Origin of the sequence: Burkholderia sp. Bp9143 (assembly GCF_003853645.1) — a bacterium.
Lineage (GTDB): Bacteria > Pseudomonadota > Gammaproteobacteria > Burkholderiales > Burkholderiaceae > Burkholderia.
The window spans coordinates 48,432-67,170 of the sequence record NZ_QTPO01000049.1; the positions used below are offsets into that span (position 1 = coordinate 48,432).

20 protein-coding genes are annotated in these 18,739 nt (G+C 62.2%); 12 read left to right on the forward strand and 8 right to left on the reverse strand.

Translation table 11 applies throughout. The features are described from left to right. The first annotated feature begins 5 nt into the window (after nt 1–5). The 5 genes from DIE23_RS30255 (at nt 6) to DIE23_RS30275 (ending at nt 4,253) form a co-directional block, all read left to right on the forward strand. Nucleotides 6–524 (forward strand): hypothetical protein, encoded by a 519-nt coding sequence (locus DIE23_RS30255; protein ID WP_124615491.1) that lies wholly within the window; start codon nt 6–8, stop codon nt 522–524. Further along, on the forward strand, nt 481–765 hold the full coding sequence (locus DIE23_RS30260; RefSeq protein ID WP_124615470.1) for a hypothetical protein: 285 nt from the start codon (nt 481–483) through the stop codon (nt 763–765). The genes DIE23_RS30255 and DIE23_RS30260 overlap by 44 nt, the downstream gene beginning before the upstream one ends. Further along, a complete protein-coding gene (locus DIE23_RS30265) occupies nt 755–1,360 on the forward strand; it encodes a DUF4400 domain-containing protein (RefSeq protein WP_124615471.1) in 606 nt (201 codons plus the stop codon). The genes DIE23_RS30260 and DIE23_RS30265 overlap by 11 nt, the downstream gene beginning before the upstream one ends. A gap of 232 nt (nt 1,361–1,592) precedes the next feature. After that, the gene (locus tag DIE23_RS30270; protein ID WP_260436210.1) at nt 1,593–2,528 is read left to right on the forward strand and encodes an ATPase; all 936 of its coding nucleotides are present in this window, start codon (nt 1,593–1,595) and stop codon (nt 2,526–2,528) included. A gap of 18 nt (nt 2,529–2,546) precedes the next feature. Next, on the forward strand, nt 2,547–4,253 hold the full coding sequence (locus DIE23_RS30275; protein ID WP_124615472.1) for an ATP-dependent helicase: 1,707 nt from the start codon (nt 2,547–2,549) through the stop codon (nt 4,251–4,253). A 45-nt stretch (nt 4,254–4,298) separates the two neighbouring features. Here DIE23_RS30275 and DIE23_RS30280 read toward each other — a convergent pair whose 3' ends face one another. The 4 genes from DIE23_RS30280 to DIE23_RS30295 form a co-directional block, all read right to left on the reverse strand. Next, complete coding sequence (locus DIE23_RS30280; RefSeq protein ID WP_124615473.1) at nt 4,299–4,655, reverse strand: hypothetical protein; 357 nt, start codon at nt 4,653–4,655, stop codon at nt 4,299–4,301. Further along, nucleotides 4,652–5,059, reverse strand: a complete 408-nt coding sequence (locus DIE23_RS30285; protein ID WP_124615474.1) for a polymer-forming cytoskeletal protein — start codon at nt 5,057–5,059, stop codon at nt 4,652–4,654. The genes DIE23_RS30280 and DIE23_RS30285 overlap by 4 nt, the downstream gene beginning before the upstream one ends. Nucleotides 5,060–5,069: 10 nt before the next feature. Next, nucleotides 5,070–5,822, reverse strand: coding sequence for a hypothetical protein (locus tag DIE23_RS30290; RefSeq protein ID WP_124615475.1), 753 nt, complete (start codon nt 5,820–5,822; stop codon nt 5,070–5,072). Between the two features lie 176 nt (nt 5,823–5,998). Next, nucleotides 5,999–6,616 (reverse strand): DUF1845 domain-containing protein, encoded by a 618-nt coding sequence (locus tag DIE23_RS30295; protein ID WP_124615476.1) that lies wholly within the window; start codon nt 6,614–6,616, stop codon nt 5,999–6,001. Nucleotides 6,617–7,236: 620 nt separating this feature from the next. On the opposite strand from DIE23_RS30295, the gene DIE23_RS30300 reads away from it, so the two are divergent. The 7 genes from DIE23_RS30300 to DIE23_RS30330 all read left to right on the forward strand — a co-directional run bounded on the left by DIE23_RS30300 (nt 7,237) and on the right by DIE23_RS30330 (nt 14,206). After that, nucleotides 7,237–7,503: a hypothetical protein gene (locus DIE23_RS30300; RefSeq protein ID WP_124615477.1), complete on the forward strand. Its 267-nt coding sequence runs from the start codon at nt 7,237–7,239 to the stop codon at nt 7,501–7,503. Beyond that, nucleotides 7,500–8,810, forward strand: a complete 1,311-nt coding sequence (locus tag DIE23_RS30305; RefSeq protein ID WP_124615478.1) for a hypothetical protein — start codon at nt 7,500–7,502, stop codon at nt 8,808–8,810. Before DIE23_RS30300 ends, DIE23_RS30305 begins: the two co-directional genes overlap by 4 nt. A 171-nt stretch (nt 8,811–8,981) precedes the next feature. Continuing rightward, nucleotides 8,982–9,467 (forward strand): NADAR family protein, encoded by a 486-nt coding sequence (locus DIE23_RS30310; RefSeq protein WP_124615479.1) that lies wholly within the window; start codon nt 8,982–8,984, stop codon nt 9,465–9,467. Between the two features lie 75 nt (nt 9,468–9,542). Then, a complete protein-coding gene (locus DIE23_RS30315) occupies nt 9,543–10,910 on the forward strand; it encodes a metallophosphatase family protein (protein ID WP_124615493.1) in 1,368 nt (455 codons plus the stop codon). 201 nt (nt 10,911–11,111) lie between these two features. After that, on the forward strand, nt 11,112–11,633 hold the full coding sequence (locus DIE23_RS30320) for a hypothetical protein (protein ID WP_124615480.1): 522 nt from the start codon (nt 11,112–11,114) through the stop codon (nt 11,631–11,633). Beyond that, nucleotides 11,621–13,942 carry an SMC family ATPase gene (locus DIE23_RS30325; RefSeq protein WP_124615481.1) on the forward strand — a complete coding sequence of 774 codons (2,322 nt, stop codon included), beginning with the start codon at nt 11,621–11,623 and terminating at the stop codon, nt 13,940–13,942. The genes DIE23_RS30320 and DIE23_RS30325 overlap by 13 nt, the downstream gene beginning before the upstream one ends. 81 nt (nt 13,943–14,023) lie before the next feature. Next, nucleotides 14,024–14,206, forward strand: a complete 183-nt coding sequence (locus DIE23_RS30330) for a hypothetical protein (protein WP_124615482.1) — start codon at nt 14,024–14,026, stop codon at nt 14,204–14,206. A gap of 265 nt (nt 14,207–14,471) precedes the next feature. Here the strand turns inward: DIE23_RS30330 and DIE23_RS30335 are convergent, their stop codons facing one another. The 4 genes from DIE23_RS30335 to DIE23_RS30350 form a co-directional block, all read right to left on the reverse strand. Next, nucleotides 14,472–16,076, reverse strand: a complete 1,605-nt coding sequence (locus DIE23_RS30335) for a Fic family protein (protein ID WP_124615483.1) — start codon at nt 16,074–16,076, stop codon at nt 14,472–14,474. A 919-nt stretch (nt 16,077–16,995) separates the two neighbouring features. Beyond that, nucleotides 16,996–17,916 (reverse strand): tyrosine-type recombinase/integrase, encoded by a 921-nt coding sequence (locus DIE23_RS30340; protein ID WP_124615484.1) that lies wholly within the window; start codon nt 17,914–17,916, stop codon nt 16,996–16,998. 94 nt (nt 17,917–18,010) lie between these two features. Beyond that, complete coding sequence (locus DIE23_RS30345; RefSeq protein WP_124615485.1) at nt 18,011–18,238, reverse strand: hypothetical protein; 228 nt, start codon at nt 18,236–18,238, stop codon at nt 18,011–18,013. Next, nucleotides 18,235–18,564, reverse strand: coding sequence for a DUF2471 domain-containing protein (locus DIE23_RS30350; protein ID WP_260436211.1), 330 nt, complete (start codon nt 18,562–18,564; stop codon nt 18,235–18,237). Before DIE23_RS30350 ends, DIE23_RS30345 begins: the two co-directional genes overlap by 4 nt. Between the last annotated feature and the right edge of the window lie 175 nt (nt 18,565–18,739).

Genomic DNA, 18,739 nt, shown 5'->3' on the forward strand with positions numbered 1-18,739 from the left:
AAAGCATGTCTGTCGTCTTCAAAAAAATCATCCGCGACCATAAGCTTTCGGCCCGCCTGATCCCGGTGTTCACACTGGCGCCGGAACTGGAGCTCGCGTGCACGCGTGTGGCCGACTTCATCGGTGAGAAATTCATCGGCAAGTCGGGCCCGCTCGTCAAGGAGATGCTCACGGAGGGACTCGATGGTGTCAGGCGCGTTCGAAAAACCGGCGATCCGCACGTTGCGTTCATGCAGGGGCTGTTCGCGTCGGCGCACCTGCTCTATGCCCGACGCTACGTTGCACGCGACGGCGAGCGCTGCCATGTGTGGTCACCGATGTTCGAGCCGGTCACGGTGTTCGAGGCGCGTCATGCACATCTGCCGACCGAGGTGGTCGACGAACGCTGCCCGGAGAACATCAGCCAGCGCTCCGCCGCATTCCAGCTCGCCGCGCGTGCGCTGACGGGCGAGAACTTCCGACTCTACTTCGAGGGATACGATGTCGCTCACGCGTTTTCTGATTCGGACGCTGGCCAGGGTTGACGACGACGTCGTGCGCCGCGTGATGTCGACCGCGTCCGCCCAGGATGACGCGAACGCGCCGGTACCGGCCGAGTTCGCGCGTGGGCGCAATGCGATGGCCTATGCGCTCGCGATGTTCATCGATCGCCGCCCACTTCACTTCTACGTCGGGCTGTTTGGTCTCGTCGCGTTTCCGAGCTATCTGGCCTGTCAGGCAATTGCATCCCTGCTGGCGCTGATCGGAGGCAGCCATGGCGGATAGTCGGTTTGTCCGGCATGTGAAGGTGTGGTTCTTCTTCGTGCCACTGGTGGCCGTCGCGATCATGCCGGCCGTGCCGAAGCGATCGCTATTCGAGATTCCGGAGGCGGAAACTCGCTCGGTGGTGGCGACGATCGGCGAGGATAGGGCGGATCAGGCAGTGGCGACCACGAACCGGCTGTTCAGGCGGTACTTCGTGGACACCGGGGTCGTGGCGGCATCGCTCGAAACCACACGGGGCTCGGACGCAGATGACGGCGGGATGACCAATCTGGCCAGCACGTGGGTTCACAACTTCTGGCGGCTGGTTTATCGCGTGGTGTACCGGCTCACGATCATGAAGCTTTGGCTATTCGGTACGTTGGCCTTCTGCGTTGCCATGTTCGTCGACGGGACAGTGCGTCGGAAGATCCGGGCTGCTGCTGCCGGGTATGTGAGTCCGGTTTCGTTTCACCTGGCGGGTCACGGCATCCTGCTGGTGTTCGGCGTCGCATTCTCGGTGTTGATCGCGCCGATTCCGTTGTTGGCACCGTACTGGATCGCGATCGCCGGGTGCCTCGGTGTGCTGCTCTGGAAGGCAGCATCGTCGTACCAGTAACGCCGTTCCTCGCGGCATACCTCCCACATCCGCCTGCGGCCAAGACGAAATACGACAGAAAGCGATACGAATTTGTGGAGCTTTCCGCCAAATGCCCCTCAACCGGTTGAGGGGCATTGTTTTTGTGACAACACATCGATCGCGCCGATGCCGCGCGACCACGGGCAAAAGCGTGCCGAAATCGTCCATGTTTCGGGCCGATTCCTGGCCGCCACCTCGCAAGAATAGAAGCATGCCGCGCGTGCGGTTACTCACCATCCAAAGGACCATGATGACCACGATTGACAACGAGACGCACGTCCTCGATGACGAGGCACGAGAGAGGACGGCGGAGCATCCGACGAACGGGCCGGTCCCGACTGCGGCCGCCGGCGGAACCGAAAGTACCTCCATCGACGCGGCCGCGCGGCCGACGACCGACGGTGCGGACGACGTCGAGCTCGAGAACGAGCTGGCGCAGATGGAATCGGATGCGGCGACGCTGCAACGGGAGGGCATGATCAGTGCCGCCGAAGCCGATGAGAAGCGCGAGCAGGTCGCGCGCACGCGCAAGCTGTTCCGCGAATTGCCGCCGGCCGAGCGGGTCCGCATCATTCAGCGCCGCCGCGAAATCGGCCGCGAGCTGATGAACAAGCAACTGTCCGGCGCGGCGGTCGTGTCGACTGACGTTCGACTGAAGCACACGCGGCTCAAGCCGCTGTTTGAGCAATGGTGGCCGTATCTGAACCGGATGAGCATCAACATGCAGCGGTTCGGCCGGGCGACGTTCGGCGCTGACGATCAAGAGACGGTGACGACCTTTTTCGATAAGCAGCTGAACGACCTCGAAGCGTACGTCAATGAGCAGCTGGAAGTCGCGCACGGCTTTCGGGAGCGAACCGAGACCGAGATGCGCGAGCGCGGCGACATCGTGTTCTCGCCGACGGTGACGAAGCCGTCCCTCGACATCACGGTCGAGGCGTATTCGCGTTTCTCGATGCGGCTGCTGTCGGTGATGCTGAGGTACGACCAGGTGATGGACCACTTCGACTTTCTGGTCTGGAACGGCGTGCGTGATCAGTCGGACGCCGACGAGGAAACGTCGCGCTTCCTGCGCAAGTTCCATCCGATCGGCGTGCGGGGCTACATGACGCACCTGCGCCTGATGACGACCGTCCGCGGTCGATAAGGGGGCGCGGTGAGTGCCATGCTCGACGAGCTGAACCCCCAACAGCGCGAGGTGGCACTCCTGCGCCGCCATTGCGTCGCGATCGCGTGTCCGGGCGCGGGGAAAACCAAGACGATCGCGACCAAGGCCGCGCGCCTCCTGGAGGATCCGGCCGCGGTGGTAGGTGCGGTGACGTTCAGTAAGGACGCGGCGGTCGAACTGCGCGAGCGGATCCTGGCGATCGCCGTGCCGGACGCGAAGCGGCGGCTCATCGCCGGGACGTTCCATTCACTGGCGTTCAGGCAGATCGGTCAGCCCGGCCGTGCGCGCCACGATATCGCGTCCGACGGCGACCGGTTGGGCATGCTGGGCCGTGTGATCGCGGAGCTCGGCTTCGAGTGGAAGGTTGAGGAAGCCGTGCCGATCATCGAGCGGATCAAGACGAACTTCGGTCGGTCTGAGCCGGGATCGTCTGAAGCGAGGCTCTATGCCGCCTATCAGGAGGCGCTCGAGCGCAACGGCAAGATCGATTTCCAGGACATGCTGCGGTTGGCCGTGGCAGGCATGGAAAGCGGCGATATCCGTCCATATCGCTTCACGGACCTGCTCGTCGACGAGTTTCAGGACACTGACCCGCTTCAGTATAGGTGGGTCGAGTTGCACGCGCGCGCCGGCGCGCAGGTCACCGTGGTCGGTGATGACGACCAGAGCATCTACGGTTTCCGCTCGGCCTTGGGCGTCCGCGGCATGGAGAGCTTCTCCGGGACGTTCGACGCGCAGAAGATCGTGCTCGGCAGCAATTACCGTTGCCGCTCGGAGATCCTGTCGGCAGCCGACCGAGTGATCCGCAACAACGTCGACCGGATTCCGAAGGTGCTGCACGCCGACCGCGGCGGCGGCGGCGCAGTGTCGTCGCAGCGCTTCGAGGACGAATACGCAGACGCCGTTGCCGCAGTCGAGGCGCTGCAGGCACAACTGGCGGCAGGCCGCACGTGTGCGATTCTCGCGCGCACCAACCGCAACCTCGATCCGATCGAATCGGTCTGCCGGTCGCACGGTGTGCCGTACTACCGTGCGTCCGGCGGTTCGGTGCTCAACCGGCCGCAGGCGGCACTGATGTGCAATCTCCTCCAGATCGTCGAAGGTCGGAAGCAGAATGGTGTCGACGCGGTGCTGGGATACATGGGGATCAGTTCGCACGATCTGCGCGCACTCCATCGGGACATGGGCACCGAGTTCGTTCAGCGCCAGAAACAGGATCTGGTCGCGCTCGGCCTGACCGAGGACACAGCGACCGCGTATCGAGCCTTCATGAAGCGTCTGGCTGAATGGCAGTCGCTCTGCGAGCGAGAATTCCACTCGCTCGCGCTCGAGGGCGTGTTCGAATGGATGATCGGGTACGCGAAAGGGGACGCAGCCATCCGCGCGCTCCAGTGCACCTACGACGTGATCAGCCGCCTGAACGGCCCGTTTTCCAATCGCATCGAGTTCCTGCAGCGGGATAACAACAAGCCGGGCGACGGTGTATTGGTGCTCACGACGATGCACGGCTCCAAGGGGCTTGAGTGGGATCACGTGTGGATTAGCCGCGCGGAGGAGGGCGTCGTGCCGGACGACAAGAGCCCAGAATCCGAGGAGCGCCGGCTTTTCTATGTGGCGATGACGCGCGCGCGGGAGAATCTTGTCATCACGTCGATCCAGAAGAACGCCGTTTCGCGGTTCGTGATCGAGTCCGGAATCGAATAGAAATCGGCCACGCGAGGTGGCCGACCTGCGGCGAAATTCGAAGCCTTATGGCGCCGTGTTTACGTCGTGTGATTCGGCTTTTTCGTGGCACATCTCCCACAGTTCAACAGCTAAACATCCGATGAACAACGGGACCGCGGTCATCAGGAGGTAGGTGATGAGCGCGATCGGAGCCTGGAGAAGCCAGATGTCGGCTACGTCTTCGTTGCGCCAGGCAAGCACGTAAGCAACGAAATGGACAGTGTTCCCAATCGCCTCAGTCGTAATATTGCCGGGCGATCCCCATAACCGTGCGAGACCGCTGACAGCAAGGCTCGCCGAAGCAGCGATCGACGAGATGACGATCGCCAAAGGTACCGACCGCCGGATAATCGTGCCGAGGAGTTTTCGCGCTTTGGTCATGACGTGGCGAGTGCCGAAGTATTGGTGTTGTCGGTGATGGGTGCGCCGGTGGTCGGCGCTTCAATGGTCAATTCACGCGGGACGCGTTTGAGCTGACCGTTGAGGGCGGCTTGCGGCCCAAGCCGGATCGTGCCGCAGTAGTAGACATTGCCCTTGACCACCCCGTTGATCTCAAGCATGTCGCGGGCATGCACATCGCCTTCCACGACGCCGTCGATGCGTACGATCTCGCCTTGCACCTTACCCTTGATCATTCCGCCTTGCCCGATATGCAGCAGGCCGGCCGTCGAGATGATGCTGCCGCTCACGAGCGCGAACGTGCTCATCCCGTGATCGAGGATCAGATCGCCCTGAACAACCAGGCCGGTGGCCAGCAGTGTCACGTTGATGGTTTTGGGATTCATGGTCGCCTCGTTAGAAGAGTTGGACGTCGCCGGACTTGGCTGCTGCCGGCGCTTTGGCGGCAGGCGCCGGCGCCTGCATGGACGCAGGCGAGGCAGGTTCGGTATGTTCTGCCGGTGTGGCGTGCGGCCGCGTAGTGCCACGGTGGATATGCCGGGGAGCGGTCTTCGGCGCGGCGGCCGGTGGACGTGCCGGTTCGGTCGTTGCGGAAGCCGCGGCCGCCGCTGCAGTCGGCGCGACGGGCGCGGCCCGCGGCGCACGGATCGGTGCTGCTGCCGCCTTGTCCGAGTCGCTCGGCGCGGGCTGCTCTCGCGGCGATGGATTGCCGGGTGGCGCATCATGACGGGTCGTCAACGAGCGCGGATCGACGCTCGCGAGAGCTCCCGTTGGCGCGCTGGTCGAACCGGCGAAGTCGGCGGCTGTCAGGGCGTGGGCGCCGGTGACAGCGGAAGCGGCGGCCGGCGCAGGGCGGGGAGCTGGCGTAGTGGCTTCGTGCGCCAGCTCGGCGTGCGATGGTGCGCGCAGAGCCCGCCACAGCTTGGCGGCACTCACGCCGCCGCCCGCAGCGATCGCGGCGGCTGCCACGGCAATGGCGACGGGCCTGATCAGCCGTTTGAACCGGCCGAGGCGGGGCAGTGCAATTCGTCTGCGATTTCCCTCGGGAGCCGGGAGTGCCGGCATGGCTTCGACGTGGCCGTTGATGTCAATCACGACCGGTTGCGTGGCGTACTTGGCGTGCAGCGCCTGAATTTCTCGGATGTCCATGGTTCTCCGCATGTGAAGGCGCCTCGGTTAGGGACGCTTATACGAGATTGCGAGATTGCTCACGTGTGCGCGTTCGGTCGACGCGCGAGCGCTTGCCCGTGTATCGCACCCGGGCACGTGGTCTTTGCCAGCGTAGCCATTCCGGCAGCGTGTCAAGTCCATCGGGCGATGAACCTTCAATCGCGCAGCGACCCGTCTGCCTGGTAGCGATCGTTGTCGGGCACGCACACGAGCGAGATGTGCTTGATCCGCCCCTCGGCGTTCGCGAGGATGGTGGCCCGGTCCTGCGCGGTGATTTTTTCGGCGAGCACGGCTTCCATCGTCGCCACAAAGAGCTTGTCGTATTGGGTGAGGCAACGCACCAGCAGACCGGCGAGCGGTCGCGTGACCTTCAGTTCAATATGCTCGGCGGGGAACGCGATCGTCCGGGCCTCGTGCTTTTCGACCCACACCAGCGCCTTGCGCAGCCACTCCGCCGTATCACGCAGCGCGGACTCGAGCGCATGCGTTTTTCCGCCGCGCGCGACGGTGATTTTCGACGCGCAGAAGTTGTAGTCGCCGCGAATGAAATTGCGGGCAAACTGCGAGCTGTAGCGCAGCACGGTGACCGCGTCGGAATCGGGGATGATTCGATCGATGCGGCTATCGCTCGTCAGACGCTGGATCGGCTTGAGTCCCGTTGACGACGGGGACAGCGAATCGTTCGACGATCGAGTGTTGGGATCAACGGAGATCGGGTCGAGCAGGGGCGCGTCCCGCTGCGGGTCGTGCGGTGGTTCGAGAACGGCGGACATGATGTTTTCGGGTGGTCTCTCTCACCAATGATTTTGGGTTAACCCGATTTAACAATTCAGGCAAAAGCGGGCCTGTTTTCGTGAGCTTTCCACCCTTTCCGGTCGCAAATTTCCGCAATACTGACTCTACTTCTCGCGTCCACGACGCATCGACCTAGACTTCGTAGCCCGAAGTCCATCTTCTGTACAAGCCGTGCCAATGGGCATGCTCCGACCAGCCGGCAACTGGTGTGGAATCTTCTGCTGATGAGTGCCTAGCCAGCACTTCCCATCTTTCAGTCATAAAACTCGTCGCCGGCCGCATGTATTTGCGCCGCGACATCGTTCGAGCCCGGACATCGGGTGTCTCTCTCCAGACCAGAGTCTGGGTAGAACGATCGTAGTCGACTGAGCCGTGATCCTGCGGCGGAGTGGTATTTCCGAAAATGGGCTGTTGCGCAGCGTGACCATGCTGCGCGAGGACGACCTAACGTCCTCGATATGAGCCGACCGGCTCCCTGAGCGCCACGTCCCCAGAAGGGACGTGGCGCTTGGGTCATTTCCACGAATCCGAAAAGCGCGTTCCTCTTGCCGAGGGACGCGCTTTTTTTTCGTCGTTTGTTCCTGTCCCGGAGGTTCACATGCTTCCCAACCGTCTCGACGCGCGCATCGCCAACGTGATCAGCGACACGATCGCTGACGAGCGCGCAACTGCCGATACCGCGTCGCCAGCCTGGCGTGCGCGGTGCGAGGTGGCTCAGGTCGCGATGTACAGCGATCCCGACCGCCGCATCTTTCTGTCCCACATCGCCGAACGCCGCGGAGAGGCGGCCGCCAGCACGCTCGAGCAGTCAGCGAGCGCGATGCGCACTCAGGCGATTTTCTATCTTGCGAGGAAACCTTCATGAATGCTGTAGTCCCTATGCTGGGCGGCCCTGTGCGCAGCCTGGTCGAAGAGCGTGCGATGCGCCCGCCGGTGATCGGACGTATCCGGCCCGGCATCAAGGTGCTGACGTCCAAGGCGCGCGCCAATCAGGAGGCGGTGAGGCTGTACGAAACGATGGTCGCCGCCGGCGACTCATTCGAGACGATCGGCAAAGCGATCGAATCGCGCTGCCAGCTCCGGAACGCACTGGCGCCGAAGAACGTCGACTACTTCACGTGCCGCCGATCGGACTTCAACAACCCGGACGTGGCCGACGAGATTCTCAAGCTATACGGCGAGGATCGCGGGCAGGGAGTGCGGCTGTACCGTTTCCCGGTGCTGTTCGCCTTCAACGACTGGATGCAGAACCTCCCGAACGAAATGGCCGCGTGGGGCGCCACTGGCCGGAAGTTCTTCTCGCAGTATGGTCCCGACGGCATCCGGTACTGCAAGACCTACGCGAAGGTCGACCGAGATCCGCGGGCCCAGCGGGGCACACGCCATTTCGGCGGCCGTGACGTGATCTTCCGCCAGGACGACGCAATCCCGGACGGCGTCTGCGATCCCGAGCAATGCCCGCAGTATCAGAGCCGGCAGTGCAATCTCTCCGCGCATTTCGTGTTCGCGGTCCCCGACATCAAGGGGCTCGGCTTGGTCGAGCTGCCGACGAACTCGATCTACGTGCTCCAGAAAGCCTACGCCGCGATGCAGACGGTGCAGTTGGCGCGTGGCAGGCTCACCGGCACGCGCTTCTGGCTCTCGAAGCGGGAATTCGACATCACGCGGATCAACGAGAATGGCGAGGCCGTGCGTCAGCCCCAGATGTTGACGGTTCTCGACGCGGATATCGACATCGGGGCGCTGCTGGATGGCGCGGACGAAGCGGCGCCGGCGATCGAGGTCGCGCACGGTGCGGCCGCACTGCTCGGTGCGGGCGGCACGGTGATTCCGCTCCATCCGACTGAAGGAAGCGGCGGGGCCGGGTCGGGTGACACCCAACCGGCGACGCACGCCGGCGATGCTCAACGCGATGGACACGACGACTCGCCCCCGGAGCCGATCGAAGAGAAGCGGCATCGCCTGCAGGATCTGCTACAGCGTCTTCGCCTCAACGCAGACGCGCGCCGCGAGCAGTTTCGTGTCTACGGCCACGTCAAGTTCGGGCGCGGCTGGACGGAACGGCCCGCGGACGTCGACAAGATGATCGGACGGCTGACCGGTGCCCTCGATGCGCCGGATGTTCTCGACCGCGAGATCAGCGAGGCAGTCGAATCGTTCAACCGCCGATAGCGGCTTTTCCTTGAGCCAGCCCTTCGGGGCTGGCGTTTTTTTCCTCTTCTCAGCGACTCCGAGAGCCTTTCAGCAAAGTCCCTTTGCTCAAGTGCTTTCGACCGCGTCGTTCACGCATCGAAACCGTCCGCGCAAGCGGCCATCTCTTGACTTTCCATTTCGGAGGAATTCATGCGCCGGATCGGCAACATCACGGCGTTTTTCGGCGCCGCCGACGTGCTGAGCAATTGGCATCCGTGCCATTTCAGCTATCACGAGGTGGCTTTCGCGAGCACCGAGCAATTCATGATGTACGCGAAGGCGATGCTGTTCGAGGATCACGACACCGCGTCGAAGATTCTCGCCGCGTCATTGCCGCGCGAGCAGAAGCGGCTGGGACGTGCTGTTCGTGGTTTCGATAACGCCATGTGGGAACGCTGTCGCGAATCCATCATGTTCGTCGGCTGCCGGGAAAAATTTCGGCAAAACGCCGAGCTCGCGGCAGTTCTGCGGGATACCGGTTCGAGCGTGCTGGTCGAGGCGAGTCCGTACGATCGGGTCTGGGGTGTCGGACTCGGCGAGTCCGATCCGCGCCTCGCGGATCCGTCGAACTGGCAAGGGCTGAACCTGCTCGGCAAGACGCTGATGCGGGTCCGCGACGTTCTGTTCCAGCAGTAATTCGCCCTCGCCGCGTGTCGGTGTTCATCAATTGTCGGCTGCCGCGAGGCGGCCTTTTTAATTTTGGAGGCGTCGATGAAAATTGCGCATTTTTCTGACTTGCATTACTCGCCGGAGAACGCAGACGAGGCCGATCGCTGTTTCGCGTTCGCAGTCGGCGACGCGATCTCGCGCGGGGCGCGGGTGGCGGTGATCTCGGGCGACTCGACCGATCATCGCCTCGACGCACACGCGCCGTCGCTGCATGCGCTCGCGACACAGGTGCACCGATTGGCCGAAGCGATGCCCGTCATCATGTTGCAGGGCACGTTCTCGCATGAGCCGCCCGGCACGCTCGACAACTTTGCGTTGATGGGCGCGCGGCATCCCGTGTTCGTTGCAGATCGGATTGGTCAGGTTGCGCTGATCGGCACGCAGTTCCGAGCGTCCGACGGTCCGGTGTTCGACGACGCGGAGATGCTTGCCTTCGATGGACTCTATCCGGACGCGGTCTTCACCTGTCTGCCGACGATGAACAAGGCCGATCTCGCACTGAGGGTCGGTGCGTTGTCAGCGTCGACCGAGCTCGGCGACGTGCTCGGAACGTACCTCGCTGCAGCTGGCAGGAATAACGCCCGCTTGCGCGCGATCGGCGTGCCGACAATTGGGATTTCGCACGGCACGGTGGCCGGATGCACAACAGAGCATGGTGTGACGATGGCGGGATTCGATCACGAGTTCAGCCTCGGCACGCTGTTCGACGCGGAGTGTGCCGCGTTCATGCTGGGTCACATCCATAAGAACCAGATCTGGTTGCGCGAAGGGCGCGCAGTGGGATATCCCGGCTCGATCGGTCGATTTCACTACGGCGAGCAAGGCGACAAAGGTTACCTGTTATGGGACGTGCTGGCGGCAGAAGCACGTGCCGAGCTGGTGACGACGCCGTCGCGCGAGATGGTATGCATCGCGTTCGACGGGCCGCCCGACGAAGCACAGCTTGCGGCGCTCGCCGCGGACTCTGCCGGCAAGTTCGTCCGGGTTCGCTGGCAGATCGACGAGGAGCACAAGCAGCTGGTCGACCGGAAGGCAATCGAATCGATGTTTGCGTCGGCCGCTGGCCTGAAGCTCGAGCCGCGCATCCTGCCGGTGATGCGCAGTCGAGCGGAGGGGATCAGCAAGGCGGTAACGGTCGATGCGAAGCTGTCGCGCTGGTGCGAGCTGACTGCGGTCGAGCCCGACCCGCTTCTCGAACGGCTGCAACTGCTCGAGACGGGCGACCCGGAAGCCATCGCGACGTCGGTGCTTGATCGAATTGCGCAGGTTGGCGATCCGATCGAGGTGCCGGAGATTCCCGGCGGCATGGCGAATGCCGTCCCGCTGGTTGCCGCCGGTCTCGAAGCTACGCCGGAGCCGGAATCGAAGCCGTCGCTGTCATGGCTGAACGATGATCTGTTCGCGGCCTGAGCGCTGCCTGTCTCGACGGTCAGCACGATGCCCGGCATTGAGCACAGCCGTGTTCCGATAGCCCACGTGGCTATCGAAACGAGGTTCACCCCGCGCCCACAGGCGCATCGATCGCAGCACCGCTACATCCATTTTCTTATCTACCCTGGCGGGGAGCGATCCCTACCGGGCGCACTCCGTCCATTTCACAGGAGTGTGTCTATGTTTGGCCTTTATCCCGCAGGTGCCCGTTGGGTCCAGCAGTTTTCCGCGTCAAACGACGCAAAGGCGTTGCAGAAGGGTCTCGTTGACCACGGCGGATGCACGGCCGCGCTGTTTCATCAGCCCTTCGGCTCTGGTCGCGGCGTCACGATTGCGCAGCGCGACTGTTTCCTCGTGCTCGTGCATGCGACCGACGTCGATTCCCCGGAAGTCGCTGTGGTACCCGACGTCCAGATGCAGAATCTGCTTTGGTCGTTCAGTTCGGGATACGCCAGTCAGTGGTCGGGGCGCGAGCTCCAGATCCTGACCGGCTGTACCGATTGGGACGCGCTGATCAAGCAGGCCTCCGCGTCGTTCGCGCAACTTTGCGACACGGTTCGGCAAGCCGTGGCAGGCAAGCTTGGCACCAAGGTTATCCGACCGGAGCCGGTGCTGCCGATCGACGACGAGGACATCCCGTTCCTGCCGTCGGAATACCTGCAGGAGATCTCTTTTTTGGAGGCGGAATCATGCGTCCGTTGAGATTGTTCCTCGAGGGGTTCTATGGGGTACGAGACGGAATGAAGCGCGACAGCGTCGAACTCGATCTCGAATCCTTGCCTCACGGACTGATTGCGTTGACCGGCCCGAACGGTGCTGGGAAGACGACGATCATGGACAACTTGCATCCGTACCGGATCATGCCGTCGCGCGCGTCGAAGCTGTCTGTCGATGCGTTTTCCTATTGGGATCATATCTGCGGTGTCCAGGCGCGCAAGGAGTTCGAGTGGGAGCACGACGGTATCCGCTATCGCTCAACCTTTGCATTCCGCAAGCCGGGTAAGACCAACAAGGCGGACTACTTCCTGTTCTATCGCTCGATGGACGGGGAGTGGCGCCCGGTGACGTTGCCGGACGGCACGGTTTCGGACGGCAAGGGCGAGACCTACGACCGTTGTGTCGAAGCGATCTGCGGCTCGCTGGAATCGTTCTTCACCAGCGTGTTTTCCGCGCAGAACCGGCGTCCGCTCGCGTCCTATGGCGCTAACGAGATCAAGACGCTGCTCGCCGAGTTGCTCAAGATCGACCATCTGCGTGCGCTGGCTGCGAAGGCGGCCGACGTCGCCAAAGTGCTGACCAGGCGTCTGGATGCCGTGCAGCAGGACATTGTGGCGTTTGCCGGCAAGCGTGAGCGTGCCGATCAGACGCGCAAGTCGATCGAAGCGGATGCCGCGGCAACTGTCTCGGCGCGCGCTGAACGGGAGTCGATGCAAACCGTGCTCGCCGGCCTGATGCAGCAGCGGGCGACGCTCGTGGCAAAGCAGGGCGAGAACACGGGTGTCGAAGCACGACTGCGTGAACTCAACGTGCGGCGCAATGAGGTGGCCACGTCCCTGCAAAGCATCGAACGGGATACGGCGGCGGATCAGCAACGTTTCACGCAACGCCGCACCGCGATTCGCACGACGATGACCGGCCACGAAGCAGTGGTGAAGCAACGCGACGCCATTCTTGGTGCCGCTGCCGCGAGGGACGAAGCGCAGCTTCGCGCCTCACAACTGGAAGCGCAGTTCGGGCCATTACAGCAGGCCATCGCCGACATGGATGCGAAGCAGCTTCGGCTGGCGACGGTTCAGTCTGCGATGACCGGTCTCGAATCGGAAGGCGCGACCAAAGCCGAGTTACTGAAGAACCTGCAGGGGCAAGCGGCTGTCGTTGAGTCGGTGCCGTGCGCCGGGATGGAGATTCACGCCACGTGCCCGTTGCTCGTGCAAGCGCGCAATGCAGCACAACAGGCGCAAGTTCAGACCGTTTCCCTGAAGGATCTCCGCACCCGCTACAAGGCGCAGAGAGAGGAACGGGATGTGCTCACACCGGTAATCGCATCGCTGTCCGCAAAGCGCGCTGAACTTCAGCAGGTGAGCGCCAGTATCACGGCGGCACGACAGGCGTTGCAGCGTGCGACGGACCTGGCGGCTCGCAAGCCGTTGCTGGATGCGGCAGATGCGGGGCTGGCGACGGCGTGCGCTGAGCTTGCCACCCTCAATGTCGAAGACAGTGAAGCCCAGAAACGTCGTGAGACGGAAATGGGCCGGCTGGCTGCGCTGTCGCGTGAGATCGAGACGGAAATTGCTCGTCTCGTCGCAGTGGACGTCACGCAGGCAATCGCGGATGTGGACCGGCAGATGGCATCGCACCGCGACGCAGGCACGGCGCTCGACGCGCGGATCGAAGCATTGATCCGCAGTCAGGCGGCACGCGAAACCGAGCTTGGTTCGCTGGAGCGTGAACTAGGCGGCCTGGCGGCAACGCAGTCGCTGGCGGCGCGCATCTCGGACGAGATCGCCCACTGGAAGCTGGTGGCGAAAGCCCTCGGCAACGACGGCGTAATTGCGTTGACGATCGACGATGCCGGTCCCGCCCTGACAAAGACGGTGAACGACCTGCTGCTTGCGTGCTACGGCATGCGATTTACGGTCGAGATCCAGACACAGCGGGCGCTTGCGAACGGCGAACTGCGTGAGGGCTTCGAAATCCTCGTGCACGACGCCGACAGCGACAGCAGCAAGTCGGTCGGGGTCATGTCCGGTGGGCAGAAGGTCTGGATCAACGAGTGCCTGACGCGCGGTATTGCGTTGTATATCGCGGGGAATGCGAGTCAGCCATACCAGTCGCTGTTCAGCGACGAGTCGGATGGGCCGCTGGATCCGCAGCGCAAGGTGCAGTTCATGCGTATGAAGCGGGAGGTGTTGAAGCAGGGCGGTTACGAGCGGGAATTCTTCATCTCGCAGACGCCCGAGTTGATCGCCGAAGCCGATGCAGTGATTGATGTAGCAGCGCTTGCCCAGTAGGGCGGCGTCTATTTCTTTGAACCCTGGCGGGGAATGTCCCCGCTGGGGCGTTCCTCGCTTTTCTTTTTTGTGAGGAACGCAATGCAACTGAAATCCGTTCAATCGAACACGGCGATGGCGATCACGTTGGCGATTCGCCGGGCGCGTCCGCGCGTGGGTGTCGAGCACGTCTACACCCTGAATGGCTCGGAACTACGCGACATGTTGATCGACGGTCAGTGGATCACCGTCTCCGCGACGGCGGTACCATTTCAAGTTGTCTGAGCGCCGGAGGTCAGTGAGGTCAAATTTGATCATGCTCCTGATCGCGGATTAAGGACCGCTTCCGGCCAGCCAGCCGGAGCTTCAGCGGCTGGTCCGGCGCCCGACGATCAGTGTGTAGCGTTGGATCGAAGAGGAGTCGGATTTCATCATCTTCAAGGATGGTCGAGTCCGCGTCTTTCCTGTCGGGCAGCCGAAGCGCTACGATACCCCCAAGTTCTCGAACGACGCTATTGCGCTTGAAGCCAGTCGGTGGAAGGTGAGGCCGTCAGACCGGAGGCACTGTCCAATCCCCTGCTTCTGGGCGCTGAGTGATACGCTCGACGGGTGTCACTGCTTGTTCTGATATCAGACTGCAAAGCAGGTCAGCGAACGGTTCGATGTTGCCATAGGTACTGGCTTGTTCGAGCGCGTCCAGGTAAGCCTTGCGCGACTGGACGGTCACGATTGTCCATGGGTAGCCGCCCGTGGTCAGCATGAAGTTCATGACGAATCGTGACAGGCGTCCATTACCGTCCATGTACGGGTGAATGAAAACGAAAATGAAGTGGCCCAGCACTGCTCTGACGCCGGCGTGCTCTTCGCTTTCCAGCAGGTCCATCAAAGCTGGCATGCATTCGCGTACGGCCTCTGGAGAGGGGGGCACGTGGAGGGCGTTACGGATGAAAACCTGATTGTTGCGAAAACCAGCCAAGTCTCCTGCCTTGAGAATACCGGCCTGCACACTCGGCGAAAAAAGCGTCACGTACCATTGGAAAAAATCTGCGCTGAAGGCTTCAGCCGGTTTCAGCCCTTCATTCACCACGCGGCCGATGAGCGCCTTGACGTGACTGTGCGTTTCTGCGTACCCCTTTGCTGCCATGGCGTCTCGGGTCTGCCGGTCTTCAGGGTGCGTGAGCGGGCTCCACTGGCCATTACGGACCTTTTCTATGAGCTCCGCGCCGACCCGGTACCCTTCGATGGACAGCGAATGGTATGCGTCCGCGACGTACCGGGCGGCGATGTCCGAGAGTAGGCTGTTTGCATCAGTTAATCCCCGCCTCGGAACGTTCTCAAACCGCTTGAGGACAGTCTCGCGCATGGTTGACCACATCGCCTTGATGCGTAGGACGTAGGGGGATTCGTTGCGTCGTCCGTTGATTTGCGCAAGAGGCCGCTCGAACGGATTGTTCTCCGTTGTCGTGTACATTGCGGCCTTCATGGTGGTTAGCAACTGGTTTGCATCGGCCGTACGTCCTACGGCCCTGAGGGCGCCGGCCAGTCGGCCAGCAACCAGGCTGTGCCCTCCCTCGAGCAGGCGTGCGATGAGCAGCGAGATGTCGACTTGTCGCATCGCAATCTGGGCGGCCATCTCATGCTGAGTGAAGAACGTCGGGCTGACGCGAATCAGCGCGTCGGGCAACGGCATAAGTATTAGCCCACTGGCGTCCGGGGCTCGCGAGGCGACGAGTTGGGATTCCGGAATGCGGTAGAGAAACAGGGAGCAGTCGTGCGGCAGCGCCTGCATCTGGTTGTTGGCTTTCGGCGACTGCAACTGTAGCTGTTTCGCAATGCTGGTGTGACCGCTGTGTTTCAGAAGCGACAGTTCGGCGCTGAGTTGCCAGTCGTCATCGAAGCGCGAGTTGGCGTACGCCGCGACAAAGACCTCCATGTTGGCGTACCAGTGTGTCGAATCGCCGTCAGCATCTTCTGGATTGTTCGCGAGATACCATCCCTGGATGACCTGCCTCAGGAACCCGGCCCTAACCAGTCGTTCTCGATGAGTGCGAGTGAGCGACGGTATGACCGAAGGCTGGAATACCCGGAAGCCTTGGTCCTGCAACGCCTTAAGTACGTTCAGAGAGTCCGCCAGTTTTTCGTTGGGTGCCGCCATTTTGTTGACCTAGGTGAGTTCACTACTTTTCTGTCTCAGAATATCACTAAAATCGCGTTATTTGATGACACTACTTTTGTGCTATTCGATATCACTACTATTTTGCCTGGCAATGCCACTAGGATTTTGCCAGGATAGCCAGAGCCCAGTTGGTACTAGGGGGTTCGGCACATCGGGGCGCTATGGATGGCGTGATTGAACTGTCGTTTCTAGGACCGGCAGACCGATGAGGGTGGACGAGTACGACTGTTAAAGCAACCGAAGTGCGGTGGCCAATAGTAGGGTGTGATGATATTTTTGGTGGCCTCTCCCCAGCGCCGACGTTGCGCAAGGCGAGACGGCGCTCAATGACTCGACCTCGTTTTCCGTTCATCTTGGAAACGGTCCGCCGCATGCAGGTCAGGCGTGTGGTCCGCATTCTTTCACGAGCGGACGATGTTGGCAGGTTTGAAGCGCCGGCGATCAACGAGCGGAGTCAACAGAATCCGGACTCGCCCGCGAGCGTTAGTCGTGAGGATCACCAGTGCATTCCATAGCTCGGGCAGGGTCGGACATTGCTTGCGAGCCTGCGGGCGACGCGCATGTGCACTGTGGCATCCTCGTCAGTGCCGGCCACGACTTCCCAACGTGTATTGGATTGGGCTGGAATTCGGAAGTGACGGTTGCGTCCACCCATCATCAGGCCGCATAGAATCCCGCCGACCAGAAACCCATTGTCGCGCACATATCGATGTGCACGACGACGATCGGCTGGTCGCCGTCGGAGACGATCAATCGAAATCGGCAAGCGCCTTGCCCGCGGGCAGGTCGTCGAGTTCGCTGTATGGCGTCTTGTGGTGCATCCGGCATCTCCGATCGAAAGAAAAGCCAGCGCGATGGGTAGTCCGTTCAACGTACCGAGTAGCCGACGAAGTCAAGGTCAGGTGCCGTCGCCGGACGCGGGAATCGTCGATCGCAGTCGCACAACGGTGCGCTGGCTAGTGAGACCCAACAACCGGCTCGTATCCTCGTTGCTGCGGCCCGCGATGAGCAGGCGGCGAGCGTAAGTGTTGCGCAAGGTGCGCGGACTCATGTCGGGCAGGCGGATATCGATTGCGAGCAGCTCGTCGCGCACGGCGAGTCCAAGCAGCGCGTCGTTCATCGGACCGCCGGCGCGCGGTGATGGAAAGAGAAGGCCATCATCCGTTGCCGCCAGCTGCGTGTACCAACGGGACAGGGCTGGCAGGGCGAACTCGGCAATACCGATGCGACGCGCATCGCGCGCGCCGCGCTTCGGGATTTCGATGTTTGGACGGACAGGTGACAGGTCGACCTCGGCGGCCTTCGCCAAACGGATCTCTTGCGCCGTGATGCCGGTGGCAAGCAGTAAGGCGACGATCGCACGGTTGCGGAGTACGCGGGTGTCCATGCCGTCGATGTCGAGCACGTGCGCCTGCAGCCGAATGTCGTCGGCCTCGGGGACATACACAGGATTCGGTTCGTCTTCGGGCCAGGCCTGAGCCAGCGCGAATGCGGACGCGGGATTCGTTTGCCGCACGCCAACGTCAGTCAGGTGGCGACACAGGCGGTCGATCAGCTTCTGGTACCGAAGGCGTGTCGTCGTGCCGGGCTGGCAACGGTTGTCGAGGTCGACAAAGAACGATTCGAGATGCTCGGGGCCGAAGGTGGCTAGCGTTTTGCGTGCGGCCGCGAGGTGTCGCATGAAGCGCTCGAACATCGCTTCGTGCTGAGTGATCGAGCGGGGTGAGAACGCGCGTCGATCCGCGCCGGCGGCTTCGGTGTGCTGCCATTGCCGATAGGCATCGGTCGGGGCGGAAAGCCAGTCGGAGATTGGGTTCATGACGTACTTTATATACTGAATGTCTGCTCGTCACCACCGGACGCGAATCTGCGATTCGCGCCTGAGCGTCCAACCGGAAGGGGAGGATGCCTCGTCACATGCAAAGCCGGCGGAACGCCGTTTTTGCTGCGCCAGTGTTCCCGTTCGGGCCGTGCATCTTACCGTCCGTGTTCCGCACCAGAAAAATGTCAACGCCCGACACCATGGTTCGGTCGATCGTCCATCCATCGGGGTGGGTCCAGCCCTGGTCCCCTGCTACACGCCACTCGTCTTCTTTCTGAGCGGTGTGCAGCGCTGAGCGCTCGATCATCGTGTCACTCATGCGCGCTTGCCCGAGTTCGCCTGGACCATCGTCCGAACGATTGCGTACACGGTGGGAAGGTGCGAATCATCGCGGCACCAGTCGACCGCGGCGTCGGGATTGCCGCCCGGTAGGCGGCTCTCGCTCAACCGAGCGAACGCGCGGATGACGGCCGGGTCGTGCCGTCCCTGAAAGCCCAGATCGGAAAACGCCTGCTCCTCGATTTCGAGCAACGCGCGCCAGCTGAGCAGGCGAGGGTCGGCGGCGCGGCTGAACCGTTGTGCGAGCGTGGCGACGATGCGCTGTAGATCGTGTGCCGCGCGCTGCACGGCGTGCTCGTATTGCACGAGATCAACGTTCGGTTGGTCCTGTTCTGAGTATATGGCGGAGGCGAGCCAGCATTGGGAGATCGCTGGCATAAAGAGAAAACGGCACTGTAAATATATAAGGGCTATCCACTTAGCTCCACTATTCCGCATTATGCAAATTGAAGCTCTTTGCGGTTCATGATTTTCGGGTCAC

Coding starts and splice junctions, on each gene's coding strand:
- DIE23_RS30255 (WP_124615491.1), top strand. CDS start 6: ATGTCTGTCGTCTTCAAAAAAATCATCCGCGACCATAAGCTTTCGGCC.
- DIE23_RS30260 (WP_124615470.1), top strand. CDS start 481: ATGTCGCTCACGCGTTTTCTGATTCGGACGCTGGCCAGGGTTGACGAC.
- DIE23_RS30265 (WP_124615471.1), top strand. CDS start 755: ATGGCGGATAGTCGGTTTGTCCGGCATGTGAAGGTGTGGTTCTTCTTC.
- DIE23_RS30270 (WP_260436210.1), top strand. CDS start 1,593: ATGCCGCGCGTGCGGTTACTCACCATCCAAAGGACCATGATGACCACG.
- DIE23_RS30275 (WP_124615472.1), top strand. CDS start 2,547: ATGCTCGACGAGCTGAACCCCCAACAGCGCGAGGTGGCACTCCTGCGC.
- DIE23_RS30280 (WP_124615473.1), bottom strand. CDS start 4,655: ATGACCAAAGCGCGAAAACTCCTCGGCACGATTATCCGGCGGTCGGTA.
- DIE23_RS30285 (WP_124615474.1), bottom strand. CDS start 5,059: ATGAATCCCAAAACCATCAACGTGACACTGCTGGCCACCGGCCTGGTT.
- DIE23_RS30290 (WP_124615475.1), bottom strand. CDS start 5,822: ATGGACATCCGAGAAATTCAGGCGCTGCACGCCAAGTACGCCACGCAA.
- DIE23_RS30295 (WP_124615476.1), bottom strand. CDS start 6,616: ATGTCCGCCGTTCTCGAACCACCGCACGACCCGCAGCGGGACGCGCCC.
- DIE23_RS30300 (WP_124615477.1), top strand. CDS start 7,237: ATGCTTCCCAACCGTCTCGACGCGCGCATCGCCAACGTGATCAGCGAC.
- DIE23_RS30305 (WP_124615478.1), top strand. CDS start 7,500: ATGAATGCTGTAGTCCCTATGCTGGGCGGCCCTGTGCGCAGCCTGGTC.
- DIE23_RS30310 (WP_124615479.1), top strand. CDS start 8,982: ATGCGCCGGATCGGCAACATCACGGCGTTTTTCGGCGCCGCCGACGTG.
- DIE23_RS30315 (WP_124615493.1), top strand. CDS start 9,543: ATGAAAATTGCGCATTTTTCTGACTTGCATTACTCGCCGGAGAACGCA.
- DIE23_RS30320 (WP_124615480.1), top strand. CDS start 11,112: ATGTTTGGCCTTTATCCCGCAGGTGCCCGTTGGGTCCAGCAGTTTTCC.
- DIE23_RS30325 (WP_124615481.1), top strand. CDS start 11,621: ATGCGTCCGTTGAGATTGTTCCTCGAGGGGTTCTATGGGGTACGAGAC.
- DIE23_RS30330 (WP_124615482.1), top strand. CDS start 14,024: ATGCAACTGAAATCCGTTCAATCGAACACGGCGATGGCGATCACGTTG.
- DIE23_RS30335 (WP_124615483.1), bottom strand. CDS start 16,076: ATGGCGGCACCCAACGAAAAACTGGCGGACTCTCTGAACGTACTTAAG.
- DIE23_RS30340 (WP_124615484.1), bottom strand. CDS start 17,916: ATGAACCCAATCTCCGACTGGCTTTCCGCCCCGACCGATGCCTATCGG.
- DIE23_RS30345 (WP_124615485.1), bottom strand. CDS start 18,238: ATGAGTGACACGATGATCGAGCGCTCAGCGCTGCACACCGCTCAGAAA.